This is a genomic window from Serratia sp. PL7, from assembly GCF_945957435.1.
In genome coordinates, this window is sequence record NZ_CAMFLB010000016.1 from 156,581 (window position 1) to 173,514 (window position 16,934).

The 16,934-nt window shown below is 55.2% G+C and carries 19 protein-coding genes and 1 pseudogene; 17 read left to right on the top strand and 3 right to left on the bottom strand.

The window, feature by feature from the left end:
* Positions 1-167 precede the first annotated feature (167 nt).
* From aaeX to N6G83_RS38075, 5 genes are all read left to right on the top strand, one after another.
* On the top strand, positions 168-371 hold the full coding sequence (aaeX, locus tag N6G83_RS38055; protein ID WP_021180732.1) for a p-hydroxybenzoic acid efflux pump operon protein AaeX: 204 nt from the start codon (positions 168-170) through the stop codon (positions 369-371).
* Between the two features lie 7 nt (positions 372-378).
* Positions 379-1,314 (top strand): p-hydroxybenzoic acid efflux pump subunit AaeA, encoded by a 936-nt coding sequence (aaeA, locus tag N6G83_RS38060; RefSeq protein WP_211135817.1) that lies wholly within the window; start codon positions 379-381, stop codon positions 1,312-1,314.
* Complete coding sequence (aaeB, locus tag N6G83_RS38065; RefSeq protein ID WP_074031520.1) at positions 1,314-3,281, top strand: p-hydroxybenzoic acid efflux pump subunit AaeB; 1,968 nt, start codon at positions 1,314-1,316, stop codon at positions 3,279-3,281. Before aaeA ends, aaeB begins: the two co-directional genes overlap by 1 nt.
* 214 nt (positions 3,282-3,495) lie before the next feature.
* Positions 3,496-3,945: a ribonuclease gene (locus N6G83_RS38070; RefSeq protein ID WP_024527936.1), complete on the top strand. Its 450-nt coding sequence runs from the start codon at positions 3,496-3,498 to the stop codon at positions 3,943-3,945.
* 4 nt (positions 3,946-3,949) lie between these two features.
* A complete protein-coding gene (locus N6G83_RS38075; RefSeq protein ID WP_024527935.1) occupies positions 3,950-4,249 on the top strand; it encodes a barstar family protein in 300 nt (99 codons plus the stop codon).
* A gap of 33 nt (positions 4,250-4,282) precedes the next feature.
* Here N6G83_RS38075 and yjgA read toward each other — a convergent pair whose 3' ends face one another.
* Positions 4,283-4,831, bottom strand: a complete 549-nt coding sequence (gene yjgA / locus N6G83_RS38080) for a ribosome biogenesis factor YjgA (RefSeq protein WP_021180727.1) — start codon at positions 4,829-4,831, stop codon at positions 4,283-4,285.
* 201 nt (positions 4,832-5,032) lie between these two features.
* Here yjgA and pmbA point away from each other — a divergent pair, with 201 nt between their 5' ends.
* Both pmbA and cybC read left to right on the top strand, forming a co-directional pair.
* The gene (gene pmbA / locus N6G83_RS38085) at positions 5,033-6,373 is read left to right on the top strand and encodes a metalloprotease PmbA (RefSeq protein ID WP_024483736.1); all 1,341 of its coding nucleotides are present in this window, start codon (positions 5,033-5,035) and stop codon (positions 6,371-6,373) included.
* Between the two features lie 284 nt (positions 6,374-6,657).
* Positions 6,658-7,044, top strand: coding sequence for a cytochrome b562 (gene cybC / locus N6G83_RS38090; protein ID WP_065684754.1), 387 nt, complete (start codon positions 6,658-6,660; stop codon positions 7,042-7,044).
* Between the two features lie 42 nt (positions 7,045-7,086).
* On the opposite strand, the pseudogene N6G83_RS38095 reads toward cybC, so the two are convergent.
* Positions 7,087-7,851 (bottom strand): annotated as a pseudogene (locus tag N6G83_RS38095) (AraC family transcriptional regulator).
* Between the two features lie 117 nt (positions 7,852-7,968).
* On the opposite strand from N6G83_RS38095, the gene N6G83_RS38100 reads away from it, so the two are divergent.
* Positions 7,969-8,757: a sulfite exporter TauE/SafE family protein gene (locus N6G83_RS38100; protein WP_211135818.1), complete on the top strand. Its 789-nt coding sequence runs from the start codon at positions 7,969-7,971 to the stop codon at positions 8,755-8,757.
* 42 nt (positions 8,758-8,799) lie between these two features.
* Here the strand turns inward: N6G83_RS38100 and rnk are convergent, their stop codons facing one another.
* Entirely contained in the window at positions 8,800-9,210 is a 411-nt protein-coding gene (gene rnk, locus N6G83_RS38105; RefSeq protein ID WP_021180723.1) for a nucleoside diphosphate kinase regulator, read from the bottom strand.
* A 466-nt stretch (positions 9,211-9,676) separates the two neighbouring features.
* On the opposite strand from rnk, the gene N6G83_RS38110 reads away from it, so the two are divergent.
* The 9 genes from N6G83_RS38110 to N6G83_RS38150 all read left to right on the top strand — a co-directional run bounded on the left by N6G83_RS38110 (position 9,677) and on the right by N6G83_RS38150 (position 16,932).
* Positions 9,677-9,979, top strand: a complete 303-nt coding sequence (locus N6G83_RS38110) for a glycine dehydrogenase (RefSeq protein WP_373368397.1) — start codon at positions 9,677-9,679, stop codon at positions 9,977-9,979.
* Between the two features lie 37 nt (positions 9,980-10,016).
* Positions 10,017-10,382 (top strand): glycine-rich SFCGS family protein, encoded by a 366-nt coding sequence (locus N6G83_RS38115; RefSeq protein ID WP_021180720.1) that lies wholly within the window; start codon positions 10,017-10,019, stop codon positions 10,380-10,382.
* Positions 10,382-10,678: a DUF4312 family protein gene (locus tag N6G83_RS38120; RefSeq protein ID WP_021180719.1), complete on the top strand. Its 297-nt coding sequence runs from the start codon at positions 10,382-10,384 to the stop codon at positions 10,676-10,678. Before N6G83_RS38115 ends, N6G83_RS38120 begins: the two co-directional genes overlap by 1 nt.
* A gap of 86 nt (positions 10,679-10,764) precedes the next feature.
* Entirely contained in the window at positions 10,765-11,541 is a 777-nt protein-coding gene (locus N6G83_RS38125) for a DUF4311 domain-containing protein (protein ID WP_021180718.1), read from the top strand.
* A gap of 11 nt (positions 11,542-11,552) precedes the next feature.
* Positions 11,553-12,203 carry a DUF4310 family protein gene (locus N6G83_RS38130; RefSeq protein ID WP_024483730.1) on the top strand — a complete coding sequence of 217 codons (651 nt, stop codon included), beginning with the start codon at positions 11,553-11,555 and terminating at the stop codon, positions 12,201-12,203.
* Between the two features lie 53 nt (positions 12,204-12,256).
* Positions 12,257-13,396, top strand: a complete 1,140-nt coding sequence (locus tag N6G83_RS38135) for an amidohydrolase/deacetylase family metallohydrolase (protein ID WP_211135819.1) — start codon at positions 12,257-12,259, stop codon at positions 13,394-13,396.
* Positions 13,380-14,498, top strand: a complete 1,119-nt coding sequence (locus N6G83_RS38140; protein WP_211135820.1) for a DgaE family pyridoxal phosphate-dependent ammonia lyase — start codon at positions 13,380-13,382, stop codon at positions 14,496-14,498. Before N6G83_RS38135 ends, N6G83_RS38140 begins: the two co-directional genes overlap by 17 nt.
* Positions 14,495-15,235, top strand: a complete 741-nt coding sequence (gene dagF, locus N6G83_RS38145) for a 2-dehydro-3-deoxy-phosphogluconate aldolase (protein ID WP_024527928.1) — start codon at positions 14,495-14,497, stop codon at positions 15,233-15,235. The genes N6G83_RS38140 and dagF overlap by 4 nt, the downstream gene beginning before the upstream one ends.
* A gap of 467 nt (positions 15,236-15,702) precedes the next feature.
* Positions 15,703-16,932: a lactonase family protein gene (locus N6G83_RS38150; protein ID WP_211135754.1), complete on the top strand. Its 1,230-nt coding sequence runs from the start codon at positions 15,703-15,705 to the stop codon at positions 16,930-16,932.
* Positions 16,933-16,934: the final 2 nt, after the last annotated feature.

A 16,934-nucleotide genomic window follows, 5' to 3' on the forward strand; every position in this document is an offset into this window, starting at 1 on the left:
CCATACATTCCCTCTCGCGGAAGCCTGCTGTTAGCTTAACCCTTTTTCAGGTTTATGGCCTGGTCAACTACCAGATCATAACGTTTGGCGTCCGTGCGCTAGAATGTAAATAGAATGTGAAATCAGCAGGGAAAACCCCGGTGCAGTAAACAATTAAGGATAAAGTGATGAGTTTGCTTCCGGTTATGGTCATTTTTGGACTGTCGTTCCCACCGGTATTTTTTGAGCTGTTAGCGTCGTTGGCCCTGTTCTTCGTCATACGCCGCCTGTTGCAGCCGACCGGGATTTACGATTTTGTCTGGCATCCGGCGCTGTTCAATACCGCGCTGTATTGCTGTTTGTTTTATCTGATTTCGTGTCTTTTCGTTTGAGGCTGCTGTGAAAACTCTGTCATTAAAAATAATCCGCATTGCGATCACCTTGCTGCTGGTCCTGCTGGCAGCTATCGCCGTGTTCAAGGCTTGGGCGTTTTACACCGAGTCGCCGTGGACGCGTGATGCCAAATTCACCGCCGACGTGGTGGCGATTGCTCCGGACGTCAGCGGTTTGCTGACCGACGTGCCGATCACCGACAACCAACTGGTGAAACAGGGCCAGGTCCTGATGGTGATCGACCAGCCACGTTACCAACAGGCACTGGCCGAAGCCAACGCCGATGTGGCCTATTATCAGACGCTGGCGGCCGAGAAGAAGCGTGAAGCGGGCCGCCGTGTGCGCTTGGGGATCCAGGCGATGTCACAAGAAGAGATCGACCAATCCAATAACGTGCTGCAAACCGTGCAGCATCAGTTGGCCAAGGCGATCGCCGTGCGCGATCTGGCGCAGCTGGATCTGGAACGAACCACGGTGCGTGCGCCAGCAGACGGTTGGGTCACCAACCTGAACGTCCACGCGGGGGAATTTATCACCCGTGGTTCTACCGCGGTGGCGCTGGTGAAGAAAAACAGCTTCTATGTCATCGCCTATCTGGAAGAAACCAAGCTTGAAGGGCTGAGCAAAGGCGATCGTGCCGAGATCACCCCGCTGGGCAGCAACCGCATTATGCACGGCACCGTCGATAGCCTGGCCGCAGCGGTGAATAACAGCAGCAGCACTCCAAACAGCAAAGGTCTTGCATCGATCGACAGCAACCTGGAGTGGGTGCGTCTGGCACAGCGTGTGCCGGTGAAAATCATCCTCGATGAGAAAGATCAGCAGCACTCTTACCCGGCGGGCACCACCGCGACTGTGGTCATTACCGGCAAGAACGATCGTAGCATCGACAGCGGCTCGCCGTTTATCCGGCTGATGCATCGGTTGCGCGAGTTCGGCTAATGAACAACCCAACCTTTCTGCGGCTGCGGTTTGCCTGCAAGCTCAGCTTTGCGATCGTCTTTGCCCTGTTTGTCGGTTTCCACCTCAATCTGGAAACCCCGCGCTGGTCGGTGCTGACGGCGGCCATTGTGGCTGCCGGCCCGGCCTTTGCCGCCGGAGGGGAACCTTTCTCTGGTGCCATTCGCTATCGTGGCTGGCTGCGTATTATCGGCACCTTTATGGGCTGTTTTGTCGGTTTGCTGATTATCGTTACCTGTGCGCGTGCACCGGTGGTGATGCTGATGCTGTGCTGCGTCTGGCTGGGGGTCTGTACCTGGATCTCCTCGCTGGTGAAGGTCGAAAACTCCTACGCCTGGGGGCTGGCGGGCTACACGGCACTGATTATCATCGTCACCTCCGCAACCACCACCACTTCACTGCTGGCCGCGCCACAGTTCGCCGTAGAGCGCTGTAGCGAGATCGTACTCGGTATTCTCAGTGCGATACTGGCCGACCTGCTGTTTTCCCCACGTTCGATCAAACAGGATATCGATCGCGCGGTGGATCAGCTGTTGGTGGGGCAGTACAAACTGATGCAGATGTGTATCAGCGACGCCGGGAAAGAGGATATCGACCGTGCCTGGAGCGATCTGGTAAAAAGCACCACCGCCATCAACGGGATGCGCAGCAACCTGATGTTGGAGTCGTCACGTTGGCAGCGGGTCAACAGCCGCTTGCATGCGCTGCATACGCTTTCGCTGACGTTGATCACCCAGGCCTGTGAAACCTACCTGATTTTGCTCAATCATCCGGAGGCGGTGAAGGAGAATATCCGCGAGCTGCTGATGGTCCCGGCGGAAACCGCGCAAGAAGTGCATAAACGCCTAAAGCTGGTGCGCCAGGTGTTGGCAATCAACCGCAGTGATGAACATCTGCAAACGGTCACCAGTTGGGTTGGCGCGGCGACGCGCTATCTGTTGGTGGCAAAAGGTGTGCATACCAACAGCGGTATCAACGCGGTAGAAAACGAGATACTGGCCGGAGAAGTGGTGGTGAAAAGGCCCTCAGCGGAAGGCCACCATGCGATGATTAACGGGCTGCGAGCCTGGGCGGCGACCTCAATAGGTTGCCTGTTTTGGCTGTGGACCGGCTGGACGTCCGGCAGCGGCTGTATGGTGATGATCGCCGTCGTGACCGCATTGGCGATGCGTACGCCAAATCCGAAAATGACGGCACTCGACTTTATGTTGGGTGTACTTATGGCGTTGCCGCTCGGTGCGCTGTTTTACATGTTTATCTTGCCTGAAACCCAGCAAAGTATGTTCCTGCTGTGCCTGAGCTTGGGCATCATGTCCTTTGTCATCGGTATCGAAGTGCAGAAACGCCGTTTGGGATCGTTGGGCACCTTGGCGAGTACCATTAACATTATCGTGTTGAGCAACCCGATGAGTTTCCATGTCTCCTCGTTTATCGACAGCGCCATCGGCCAGATTATCGGCTGTTTTGTGGCGATGATCGTACTGTTCCTGATCCGTGATACCTCCCGTGAACGTACCGGCCGCACGTTGATGAATCAGTTGGTCAGCAGCGCCGTTTCGGCGTTGACCACCAAGGCGGCACGCCGTAAGGAAAACCATCTGCCCGCGCTCTATCAGCGCCTGAACCAACTGCTGATGATGTTCCCGAACGACATTGCCAAATACCGGCTGGCGCTCAACCTGATTATTGCCCACCAGCGGATGCAGATGACCGAGATCCCGGAACGGGAAGAGCTTTCGGTGTTCCACAAGCAGATCCGCAGCACCGCCGACCACGTGGTCACCGCCAAGAACGATGTGAAGCGGGCTTACTACTACGATCGGTTACTCAAAGAGATGAATGAATATCAACAAAAGCTGGTGGATAACCTCGCTCCGCTTAGCGTCACCGGGCCGGTAAAACGCCTGGCCGATATGCTGCATCGCTACCGTCACGCGCTGATTGATTGATATCTTCAGCTTCCCATCAAACCATCGGGTATATACTGAGCATGTTTACGTCCCCCGGCACGGGGGGCTAAAATGCACGCAGGAAGGCTTCATTACCCATAATAATTCCGTATCAATTGCGGCTTTTGCTCGGGCGTCAGGCCTTTTAGATGCGAAATGGTTACATCTTGGTCATCTTTGATTCATTAATTTTTGCTATATATGCAGGGACAGTATGAATAAACGTACGCTTATTGCGATGTTGATTGCTTTGGTGGTGGCGGGGTTCAGTGCGCTGCATAGGGATGGCGATCGGGCTATTACCAACGTTTCAACCCCAGCGGCAGAGAGCATTGAACAACTGACGCAGCAGCAGCGGGTGGTCAGCTATGTGCAACAGCATCAGCGCCTGCCGGACTACTACATCACCAAAAAACAGGCACGTGAACAGGGTTGGGATGCGGGCGACGGTAATCTGTGTAAAGTATTGCCGGGCAAGGCCATTGGCGGCGACCGTTTTTCCAACCGTGAGGGGCAGTTACCTACCGCCAACAACCGGGTATGGCGCGAAGCGGATATCAACTACCAATGCGGCCGACGCGGTGCCGATCGGCTGTTGTATTCCAGTGACGGTCTGATTTATGTCACGCGCGACCATTATAAGAACTTCATGCGGATGGAGTGAGCCGATGGGGAAAATAGAGTTCGATTTTAACCAGATAGCGGACTTGCCAGCGTTCTATCGCCACTTTGCCGAGCGGTTTGCATTGGGTGAAGGATTTGGCGCCAACCTGGACGCGCTGTGGGACGTGGTGACCGGCGACATCAGCCTGCCGGTCGAGATTGAATTTCTCAATCTCAACGCCCGCAGCAAACGCCGCTTTGGTGCCATTATTCTGTTGTTTGAAGAAGCGGAGGAAGAGCTGGAGGGCAACCTGCGGTTCAATATCCGTGAAACGAGCAGCGCAGCGATGCATCAGCGGGGATGAACGGGGTCCATCCCGCAGCGATGCCGCTGACGATCACTGTTGTGCCTCGGCCAGCTCTCGCAAGTACTGGAAGATTTGGCGGAATGATTTTGGCGGCTTGTTAGCGGCCTGCTCTTTCTGCGCGTTACGTATCAGGGCGCGTAACTGCTGGCGATCGGCCTGTGGATACAGATCCAGCACGGACGGGATCGCGTCATCACCCTCTGCCACCAAGCGATCGCGCAGCGCTTCCAGCTTGTGGAACAGCGAAACCTGTTGGTTATGGCGGTTCTTCAGCTTGTCGAGCGCGGTCTGGATTGGTTCGACATCGCGAGCACGCAGCATTTTGCCGATCAGTTGGATCTGGCGGCGGCGGCCTTCTTTCTTGATCTTCTGCGCCAGTTCGATGGCGGCACGCAGATCTTCATCCAACGGGATGCGTTCCAAGGCGTTTTTACCCAGTTCAACCAGTTCGGTTCCCAGGTCTTTCAGCGCTTCGGCATCACGTTTAATTTCACTTTTACTGACCCAGATAATCTCGTCATCGTCCTCGTTTTCGTTCTCCGGGACTTCGTCGAGCCAGTCTTCAGGCTGTTTGTTCATGGTAGGCTCCGTTAAAAAGAGGCTAATCCTAACAGGTTGCCGGCTTTATGCGAAATTCCACGCGGTTCCTGTTAGACTCAAAAGTACATCGGGCTGTGGCCAGCGGGCGCAGCCTGAAATTATTTTGGCGCGTTATTGCGCGCAAAACCATGCCGACACGGCACTTTTCTCAACGATTTTCTGATTAAGTATGGCCGATTGATGAAAGTAGTCACCCAAGTTGCAGAGCAGCGCAAAGCGCTGGAACAAGCCGTTTCACAGGCACTGGAGCTGGCACGCGCCGGTTCCGATGCGGCAGAAGTTGCCGTGAGCAAAACCACCGGTATCAGCGTCAGCACCCGTTTCGGTGAAGTGGAGAACGTCGAATTCAACAGCGACGGCGCATTAGGCATTACCGTCTATTATCAAAACCGTAAAGGCAGTGCCTCTTCCACCGATCTTAATCCGGATGCCATTGCCCGCACCGTGCAGGCGGCGCTGGATATCGCTCGTTACACTTCACCAGATCCCCATGCTGGCCCGGCGGAAAAAGATTTACTGGCGTTTGACGCGCCGGATCTGGACCTGTTCCATCCCACCGAGCTGGATGCCGAACGCGGTATCGAGTTGGCAGCCCGTGCCGAGCAGGCTTCGCTGGCAGCCGATAAGCGGATTACCAATACCGAAGGCGGCAGCTTCAACAGCCATTACGGTATCAAGGTCTTCGGCAACAGCCACGGCATGCTACAAAGCTATTGCTCCAGCCGTCACTCGCTCTCCAGCTGTGTGATTGCCGAGCATGATGGTGATATGGAACGGGATTACGCCTACACCATTGGCCGAGCTATGGGCGATATGGCCAGCCCTGAGTGGGTCGGCCAGGAATGTGCTCGCCGCACGCTGGCACGTCTTTCCCCACGCAAGCTGTCAACCATGAAAGCGCCGGTGCTGTTTGCCTCAGAAGTGGCAACCGGTCTGTTTGGCCACCTGGTTGGGGCTATCAGCGGCAGCAGCGTCTATCGCAAATCTACCTTCCTGCTGGATTCGTTGGGTAAACAGATCCTACCGGAGTGGATGACCATTGAAGAACATCCGCACTTGCTGAAAGGGCTGGCGTCCACGCCATTCGACAGTGAAGGCGTACGTACCCAACGCCGCGACATCGTCAAAGACGGCGTGCTGGAAACCTGGCTGCTGACCAGCTACGCGGCGCGTAAACTGGGGCTGCATAGCACCGGCCACGCGGGCGGGATCCATAACTGGCGCATTGCCGGTCAGGGCGATGACTTTGCCGGCATGCTCAAACAGTTGGGCACCGGTCTGGTGGTCACCGAACTGATGGGGCAGGGCGTCAGCGGTATTACCGGCGATTACTCACGCGGGGCTTCTGGCTTCTGGGTAGAAAACGGTGAGATCCAGTATCCAGTCAGCGAGATCACCATTGCTGGCAATCTGAAGGATATGCTGCGCAATATCGTCAGCATCGGCAGCGATATCGAACTGCGCAGCAATATCCAGTGCGGTTCCGTGCTGCTGCCGGAAATGAAGATCGCAGGGCAGTAATACCCCTCACCCAAACCCTCTCCCACAGGGAGAGGGAGCTGTCCAGAGTTCGTGGTTGGTCCGTACTGCTTCGGAAAGTCGGGAGTAAGAACAAAGAAAGCAAGGTATTACGCAGAGCAATCAATGAACTCGATTGGTTCCCTCTCCCTTTGGTAGAGGGTGAGGGCTGATATGCTCCTCCCAACTCCCCGCTTCAACCTTCCTTACAAATATCAGGTATCGGTTTTACCGTTCCATGCCTATGTTTATAACGGGTTAACTAAAACAATAACTGGAAGGTGAGCATGAAGAAGACATTGAAAGTGTTGGCAGCACTGACGCTGCTGGGAGCCAGTTCATGGGTGATGGCAGCCGAACTGGCCGATGACATGGATACCTTGGCCGCCAATTACAAAATTGTATTGAAAACCGACTCCACCGATACCTTCAAGCAGAGCCTGCAGAATATGCGTGCTGCGGCTATGGATGCCCAGAAGGGCACACCGCCGAAGCTGGAAAGTAAAGCGCCAGACAGCCCGGAGATGAAGGAGTTTCGTCAAGGGCTGGCGACGCTGATCGGGCAGATCGATCAGTCAATGGCGCTGGCGAATCAGGGCAAGCTGGAGGACGCGCGCAAGGTGGCTGAGGGCTTCAAGCAAACCCGCGATGCCAATCATAAGAAATTCCGCTAAACGTCAGTAATGCTTGGTGACCGCCGATGGCGGTCATTGCTATCACCCCAGATAAGAAGACGGCGCCAGCCCTAATACCCGACGGAACATCGCCGAAAAGGCCGCACTACTCTCATAACCCAACTCGATTGCCACCTAGGTAACGCTGTTGCCCGCCGCCAGACGTGCCAGCGCCAATACCACACAGGCTCGTTGACGCCACTGCGAAAACGACATCCCGGTCTGCTTGCGGAAAAAACGGCTAAAGGTGCGCAGGCTCATATACAGGCTGGCTGCCCAAAGCCCTGGTGGCGCGTGGGCGTCTGGCTGGCGTAAAAAGGCTTGGCACAGAGCGCTGAGCCGGGGATCTTCCGGCAGGGGAATATGCAGCGGCAATGCCTGCATCTGGGCAATCTCATGCAGCAGCAGCGCCACCAAAGCCCCATCCCGCCCTTCCTGCTGATACACCAGCGGCATATCAACGGCAGCCATCAGCAACTGACGCATCAGCGGGGTTACGCTCACCACTTGGCACACCTCGGCGATGGGCGCGATCAGCGCGTCCGGCTCGATATACAGGCTGCGAGTGCTCACTCCCATCATCCTGACTTCATGTGCGACCTGCGGCGGGATCCAGACGGCGCGCTGCGGTGGCACCACCCAATTTCCCTGCCGGGTAAATACCTGCATCACGCCGGTGGCACCATACAGTAGCTGCGCGCGCCGGTGGCTATGCAAGGGCAGTAGATAGTCCGGTGGATAGTCGGTGCCAATGACAATTACCGATCTTGGCGTGTGGTCGAGGGAATCAATGGCGATATTGCGCATAGCCTGCCTTATCATTTTGGCCGAAACGCTATGATAGTTGACCGATGATAGTGTGCAAGCCATAAGGAGGCCGCCTATCCTGCTAGCTGACCAACGACATTGAGGAGTTGCAGGGTGATGGCAGATATTTTACTGGTGCTGTTTACCGGCTTTTTGACCGGCATGACCACCATTCTGTTTGGTTTTGGCGGTGGTTTTGTGGTGGTGCCCTTCGTCTATCATGTGGTTTCCGCCTCCGGTAATCATGCCGATCAGGCGATGCATATTGCCGTGGCCACCTCGGCGGCGGTCATGATTTTAAACGCCAGCTATGCCAGCGTTACCCAGTGGCGCAGTGGCAATATCCTGAGTGAAACCATCACTCCGCTGATCTTTTATATCGGCGCGGGGGCGGTCATCGGTGCCTTTGCCGCGATGCAGCTTGCAGACTCCGCCATTCGCGGGCTGTTTATTCTCTATATGATGGCGACCATTGCCGATTGTCTGCTGCGCAAAGGGTTCCTGACCAAACCCGCCAAGACGGCGTTATCCAAGACGACGGTGTGGGTCGGTGGGCCATTAATTGGCGTGATTGCCGCTATGCTGGGGGTTGGGGGCAGCGTGATGACTGTTCCACTGTTACGCCGTCAGGGTTATGACATGAAGCACTGCGTCAGTGCGGCCAATCCGCTATCGATCCCGGTCGCGGTGGTGGCGACGGTTTTGTATAGCTATCTCGGCATGGGGAAGGTGAGCGGACCGCATTATTTCGGCTATGTGAATCTGTTGATTTTGGGGTTACTGCTGGTGGCGGGTATCGCGGGGATCGTGTTTGCCAAACGGGTGTTGCCCTGCGTAGATGACAGGCTACACGCCAGAATTTACGTGTTGCTGCTGGTGGTGGTGCTGATCGCGATTTGCCTGTAAAGAGGCAAACAGGGCGGCTGAATGGCCGCCCGGAAACCTGACTTAGCGGTGATACTCGCCCGCAGCCTCAGGTTGATACAGCAATTCCAGCACTTCAATGCGGGCTTCTTCGCCGTTTGGCAATTGCCAATTGATCTGTTTACCCACGTGCATTCCCAGCAGTGCTGCACCCAGAGGTGCCATCACCGACAGCTGTTCAGCGCTGTCTTTGAGAGAGGCAGGGTAAACCAGCGTGCGCACATGTTCTTCTGAAGTATGCAGATCGCGAAAACGTACGCGGCTGTTCATGGTGACGACGTGTGCAGGGATCTGCGATGCCGGCACAATGTCAGCGCGATCCAGTTCAGCGTTCAGCGCGGCGGCGACGTCAGTATTGGCAAAGGCTGGCTGTGCCAGTAGCGCATCCAGGCGTTCCGCATCCAGCTCATTAATGGTAATGGTTGGTTTGGTCATTCCACTCTCCAGTCCAATCAAAGGGCGCCCTTTCTGCGCCATAAATTCGGAAAACAACACAAAAGCAACACCCCCGCACCTTTGGGAGCGGGGGTGTGAAAAATGTCGGTTTGTCCTACTGATAGTAGGCTGTTAGGGCCGGAAAAGAAAGAGATCTCGATCACGAAGTTTTTTGCGCCGCGATGCTAACTGGCAACTCTGCGTTGCAAACTCTTTTTGCAATCTCATTTACTTAGCGTAAAAACCCTCGATTTTGCGAAATGGATCCCCTAGCGTCACTTAATTTCCAGTTCGAACTGGAAAAAAACGCGCTACACAAGCAATGCCCCAAGGGTTAGGGTAAAGACATCAAAGAAAGCGGGTAAAGGTAAAGCGCTTTACCGTTAACGGATAAATAGCTGGATCCAGAGGTGACTGCAAAGTGAATGACGGAACTGCTTCGGTAAGTAACAGGGAACAGACTGACATCAGTGAGGCCGCAGCGATTACCACTCAACTGCTGGCCGATATTACCACCATGTTGGGTGAAGAGAATATTTACACCAATGCGGTGCAACAACAAATGTTGGAATCCCATATCCGCGCGATGGTGTTGCGCTCAATAACGGGTGAACCCTTGCCGGAAGTTGATAAATCACTGTTTGATGAAATTTCTGCCGGCTCAATGCAACTGGCAGAGCGAGTGGTAAATAAGTTTGCCACGCTACCGATTGAAGAGGCGTATCTGCTTTCGGTTCATTTTGAAGTGGCTAAAGATAACGACCAATAACGTTTAATTATTTAACATTATTCAGGAGAAAAACCCCATGGGACAAATTACCGTAGTGATCGGCGATCGGCTGGGTAAAGGCCAGAAAGTAGGCCAAGGCGTTGAAAATGCAGGTGCCAAGGTGATTGTGATCCCTGGCATGGCGGCGGATATGAAGTTGGGTGACGTGATGAAAGCAGAGAATGCGCAACTGGGCATTTCTTTCTGCGGCAGCGGCGGCGCTGGGGCGATCACCGCACAAACCAAATATGGTTATAAATCCAGATATGGTATGCGTTCTATTGAAGAAGGCGTGACGGCAATTAACGAAGGCTGCAATGTATTAGGCTTTGGCTTTATGGATAAAGAAGAATTAGGCCAGCGGCTAGTGGAAGCGTATGTCAAAAAATACGGCAATCCGTAATGAAAGAGACTTATACCACCTCGGTTAACGTGGAGGGCAAAGGCGATAGTAAAGCTAAAGCCTTTGCCGGTGCATTAGCGAATGTACAGGGCGTGATTTTAAAATCCACCAATAATGTTCTGCTGCGTATCGAACCGCAGGATGTCAAAATAGTAAAGGCGGAAGAGAGAACCACCAAAGAAAAATTTCTTTTCTTCTTCCTGGCGCGTGAAAGAAAAAGCTATGCCGTTTCATTAGAAATAACCGTGAACGTGACGATCATCAATACCGAAAAGGTGGTCTTCACCCAGAAATAAAAACGTTATATCCGTCGTGTTTCAAGCTATAGCCGCTAGGGCTGCGTCTTGGGATCCACTGGGCATGACATAAGAAGGATATTCTGATGTTTTTAATCATCTTATTTAAGTCGATTATTATCGGCGGGCTGGTTGGCGTCGGTGTAGGGGCCGGTGCCGCACGTATGTTCCACGCACCGACGACGCAGGGTATGGGAGCGTTCCGTACCTTGGGTGAGCTGAACTCCTGCGAAGGCGATCCGGCTTCTCATTTCTCATTTGGTCTGGGCTTCTTCTTCAACGCCTGGGCGTCTTCTGTGGCGGCGGGGGCCTTCACGCAGGACGTTGACCATCGCATCATTCCTAACTGGGGCGCAGCAGCCCTGATGATCAAAAACCGCAACGTTGCGGAAACCATGCACGATCCAAAAAAGATGGCCATCGCGTGCGGGATCATCGGCATTTTGGTCGTGGCCTTCCTTAACACCACCGCTTCGGCAGTGCCTGCGGCCTTGCAGGTTACGGCCATCAAAGTCTTGGTTCCAGCGGCCAACCTGCTGGTGAACACCGTCATGCCGGTGATCTTCTGGCTGGCGGCGATTGAAGCGGGCAAACGTTCTGGCTTCTGGGGCACCATCTTCGGTGGTCTGGCACAGCTGATTATGGGTAACGCCGTACCGGGTCTGGTGCTGGGTATCCTGATTGGCAAGGGCGTTGAGGAAAGCGGCTGGAACAAAGTCACCAAAATCATGATGGTGGCGATTGTGCTGCTGTTCGTGCTGAGCGGCTTCTTCCGCGGCTTTGATATGAAAGTTCTCGAATCCTTCAGCCTGGGCGTGCCTGGCTGGCTGGATGCCATTCATAACACCCTGAGCGGAAAATAAGGAGCTGAATGATGGAAGCACAAGCAGACAAAGGCTTCTGGTATGCCGACTGGTCGTTCCCGATTTTTGTTGGCCTGCTCTCGTCCGGCGTGTTTGCCGGGACACACATGTATTACCTGTATGGCATAGGCGCGTTTAACGAAGTGGCTTTCGTTTCCATGCTGCGTGCCGGGATGGACACCGGGGTTTACGGTGCGGTGGCGGCGTTCGGTGCCAGCTTCCTGTTTGCCCGTATTATCGAAGGTTCTCTGGTAGGGATCCTGGATATTGGCGGGGCGATCCAGACCGGGGTTGGCCTTGGTGTTCCTGCGCTGTTGCTGGGGGCGGGGATTGTTTTCCCGGTAGCCAACTTTGCCGCCTCGCTGGTGACTGGCCTGGTCATTGGCCTGGCGATTGGTTACCTGATTATCCTGGCGCGTAAATTTACCATCAATCAGAGCAACTCCACCTACGGGGCGGACGTGATGATGGGGGCCGGTAACTCTTCTGGGCGTTTCCTTGGGCCGTTGATCATCCTGTCTGCCATGGCCGCGTCGATCCCGATCGGCCTGGGTTCCCTGCTGGGTGCGCTGCTGTTCTATATCTGGGGCAAGCCGATCACCGGCGGCGCGATCCTGGGGGCCATGATCTTGGGGGCATTCTTCCCGGTAGCCATTTCTTAATCAAGTCCCAAACCCTGGGTCACCGCCCAGGGTTTGGCAAGGAGTAGCGAAGCATGTATGACCTAATCATCCGGCGCGCCAGGCTGGTGGACGACACCCTGGCCGATGTGGCTATTGAGGCGGGTAAGATCGCCGTCGTCGGGCAGTTGGCGGCCGATGCCAGCGCCCACAAACAACTGGATCTGGAAGGAAACTACCGCCTGAGCGCTGGCTGGATCGACTCTCACGTACACTGTTATCCCTCTTCACCGATTTATCATGACGACCCGGACCTGGTGGGCGTGAGCAGCGGCGTCACCTCGGTGGTGGATGCTGGTAGCACCGGTACCGACGATATCGATGAATTCTATGCCCTGACGCGCAGCACCAAAACCAACGTCTTTGCCTTCCTCAATATCTCGCGTATCGGTCTGCTAAGGCAGAATGAACTGGCTGATATGGCGGATATCAATAAGCAGCAGGTCAAGCAGGCCATCGACGGCAAGCCGGGATTTGTCATTGGTATCAAGGCGCGTATGAGCAGCAGCGTCGTGGGCCAGAACGGCACCAAACCGTTGGTGTTGGCCAAAGAGATCCAGCAGGAAAACCAGCAACTGCCGCTGATGGTGCATATTGGCAACAACCCGCCGGATTTGGACGAGATCGCCGATCTGCTGACCCAGGGCGACATCATCACTCATTGCTACAACGGTAAACCGAACCGCATTCTGACCCCGGCAGGCACGCTGCGCGAGTCGATCCAACGCGCGTTAAAACGTGGCGTGTTACTTGATGTAGGCCACGGCTCGGCCAGCTTCAGCTTTGAGGTTGCCCGCCAGGCCATCGCGCTGGGGGTCTTCCCGCACACCATCAGTTCCGATATCTACTGCCGTAACCGTCTGGCTGGCCCCGTGCACAGCCTGGCGACGGTAATGTCCAAATTCTTTACCGTTGGGCTTTCTCTGGCGCAGGTCATTGGCTGCGTGACGGAAAATGCCGCTGCGGCGTTGCGCCTGACCACCAAGGGGCAGCTGAAACCCGGCTTTGATGCCGACCTGACCATTTTTGATCTCCGCCAGGGGCCGCAGGTGTTTGCCGACTCCGAAGGGGAGTCCGTGAATGGCGAACAACTGTTGGTGCCGCTGGCTGCTGTGGTGGCCGGGGAAGTCCTATTAACCGAACAAGGAAAAGCCGCTCATGTCTTCAGTCTATGAAAAATATAACTTAAAGCAGGTGATCAATACTTCCGGCCGCATGACCATTCTCGGCGTTTCTACGCCACGCCAGGAGGTGATTGATGCTGTGGATTACGGCCTGAATCATTACTTTGAAATCAAGGATCTGGTCAATAAGACCGGCACCTATATTGCTGGCCTGCTGAATGTGGAAGACGCGGTGATTGTTTCCTGCGCTTCTGCCGGTATTGCCCAGTCGGTGGCGGCGGTGATCGTCAAAGATAACGCCAACCTGTTGGTCAACCTGCATTCCGCTACGGTGAACGAGCCGCGCGAGATCGTGTTGCCGCGTGGCCATAACGTCAACTTTGGTGCGCCGGTGGATACCATGGTCGCCCTCGGCGGCGGCAAGGTGGTGGAAGCAGGTTATGCCAACGAATGTTCCCCTGAACAGATTGAAGCCTGCATCACCCCGCAGACCGCGGCCATTCTGTACGTCAAGTCTCACCACTGCGTGCAGAAAAGCATTCTCTCCGTCGAACAGGCGGCCGTGGTGGCACGTAAGCATAACCTGCCGCTGATCGTCGATGCCGCTGCCGAAGAAGATTTGATGTGTTACTACCAGATGGGGGCCGATCTGGTGATCTACAGCGGTGCCAAGGCTATTGAGGGGCCAACCAGCGGGCTGGTGATCGGCAAGAAGCAATACGTAGAGTGGGTGAAGCAGCAGTCAGGCGGTATTGGCCGGGCGATGAAAGTGGGCAAAGAGGGCATCCTCGGCCTTACGCAGGCTATCGAAAGCTACCTGACGTCGGAGAAAACCACCGGTGCGCAAATGGTAGAGCGCATGACGCCGTTTATCAGCCAACTGAATACCCTGAATGGCATCAGCGCCAAAACCGTCTGGGACAGCGCAGGGCGCGATATTGCCCGCGTTGAAATCACCTTTGATGAAGCGGTGTTGGGGATGTCGACTGTGGAAATCGTCCAGCGGCTGAAAACCGGTGATATCGCCATCTATTTCCGTGGCTACAAGGCCAACGAAGGCAAGATTGAGGTGGATGTCCGCAGCGTGAACGAGCAGCAACTGATGACCGTCTTTACCTGTATTAAAAATCTGTTTACGGAGAATCAAGCATGAAGCTGAAGCCTAATTACTATAAAGACCGCGTTTGCCTCAACGTGCTGGCTGGCTCAAAAGCCAACGCGCAGGACATCTATAATGCGGCACAGGGGCACGTGCTGGTGGGCGTTCTTTCCAAAAACTATCCAGACGTTGAGAGTGCCGTGGCGGATATGTCGCGTTATGCACGCCTGATCGAGAACGCGCTTTCCGTAGGCCTGGGGGCTGGCGATCCCAAGCAGTCGAATATGGTCAGCCTGATCTCCGAGCAAGTCCAACCGCAGCATGTGAACCAGGTGTTTACCGGCGTCGGTGCCAGCCGTGCATTGCTGAAGCAAAACCAAACTGTGGTGAACGGCCTGGTCTCCCCGACCGGCCGCGTGGGCTGGGTGAAGATTTCCACCGGGCCGCTCAGCGCTCATGCAGCGGATGGCATCGTGCCGGTAGAGACTGCCATTGCGTTGTTGAAGGATATGGGCGGCAGTTCGATTAAGTATTTCCCGATGGGCGGCCTGAAGCATCAGGACGAATATGAGTACGTGGCGAAAGCCTGTGCCGAGCATGACTTTATGCTGGAGCCGACCGGGGGCATCGATCTGGAAAACTTCGAGCCGATCCTGGAGATTGCGTTGAAAGCCGGTGTGAAGCAGGTGATCCCGCATATCTACAGCTCCATTATTGATTCCACCAGTGGCGATACTCGCCCGCAAGATGTCAAAACTCTGCTGGAAATCACCAAGCGGCTGGTGGGGTAAACCCGCGGCCCCTCACCCCAACCCTCTCCCACAGGGAGAGGGAGCTGGTACGGAGTTGTGGTTAGGTGTGGTGAAAACAGTGGCATGTTCGATTTGATGCGGCGGTTGGATACTGGAGTTAAGTTATGGCACGTTCGGTCCCTCTCCCACAGAGAGAGGGGGCTGGCACGGAGTTGTGGTTAGGTGTGGTGTAAAGCAGTGGCATGTTCGATTTGATGCGGCGGTTGGATACTGGAGTTAAGTTGTGGCACGTTCGGTCCCTCTCCCACAGAGAGAGGGGGGCTGGTACGGAGTTGTGGTTAGGTGTGGTGAAAACAGTGGCATGTTCGATTTAGTGGCATGTTCGATTTGATGTTGCGGTTGGATACTGGAGTTAAGTTGTGGCACGTTCAGTCCCCTCTCCCTTCGGGAGAGGGTTAGGGTGAGGGGCATCTTTTTGTCCCTATCTATCGGTCAAAAGGATAACTATGCGAAACTGGCAGGCTTCGAAATTACGAATCGCTCCGCTGTGGAGCGCGCTGTCCCTGGCGTTGTTGGCTATCGCCAGCCCGGCGTTACATGCTGAGGATGCAATGAAACCCACGTCGTCTCATTTTGCCTATATTGGTACCTATAACCCGAACGGTGAGGGGGTTTATCGCATGCAGGTGGATGCGAAAACCGGGGAGCTGAGTGCCAAGACGCTGGTCAGCAGCCTGCCTAATCCGGCCCAGTTGGTCACCGATGCCAAAGGACAGACGCTATACGTTGCCAGCGAGGTGGCAGATTTTAATGGCACCCAGCACGGGGGCATTGTCGCCTATCGCATCAACCCACAGGACGGCAGCCTGACGCCGCTTAATCAGGTGGATTCACAAGGTGCGGGGCCGGTTTACCTTTCTCTGACGCCGGATGGCCGTCATTTGCTGGTGGCTAACTATGTCAGCGGCAGCGTTGCGGCGTTCCCGATCGACAACGAAGGCAAGTTGGGTCCAGCCAGTTCTGTGCAACAAGATATTGGCCCTGCGGGCGCGGCCAAACCCGCCGCCGCGGTGGAAGGCAGCTTTGCCATCAGCGATCACAGTGGCCCGCATGCGCATATGATCGCCAGCGATCCGAGCGGCAAGTTTGTGTTCTCTACCGATCTGGGGCTGGATCGTATCTACCAGTGGCGTTTCGATGCCGCCAGCGGCAAGCTGACGCCGAACGATCCGCCGTGGATCGCCGCCTCTTCCGCCGGAGCCGGCCCGCGCCACTTCATATTTCATCCAAATGGTAAAATTGTCCTACTAATCAATGAGGAAGCATCTACACTAACCAGCTACCGCTTTGATAGCCAAAAGGGGACACTGAAACAGTTACATGCAGTTTCAACGCTGCCTGCCGATTATAAGGGGACCAGCTTTGCCGCTGGCATTGCCTTGGCTGCGGATGGTAAAAATCTGTATGTCGCCAATCGCTTGCACAACAGCATTGCGCAGTTCAGCGTAAGCGATGAGGGCGAGCTGAAACCGGTGGCAGAGACCTGGACGCGAGGTGATTATCCGCGCACCATCACCCTGGATCCGAGTGGCCGTTATCTGTATGCCATGAATCAGCGTAGCGATAACGTAACCCGCTTTAGCGTAGACCAGCTCAGCGGTAAGCTCAGTTTTGTTGAAGGCTACACCCCGGTGGGCAGCCCTTCACAAATGGTGTTCTTGCCAGCTGCGAAGTAACC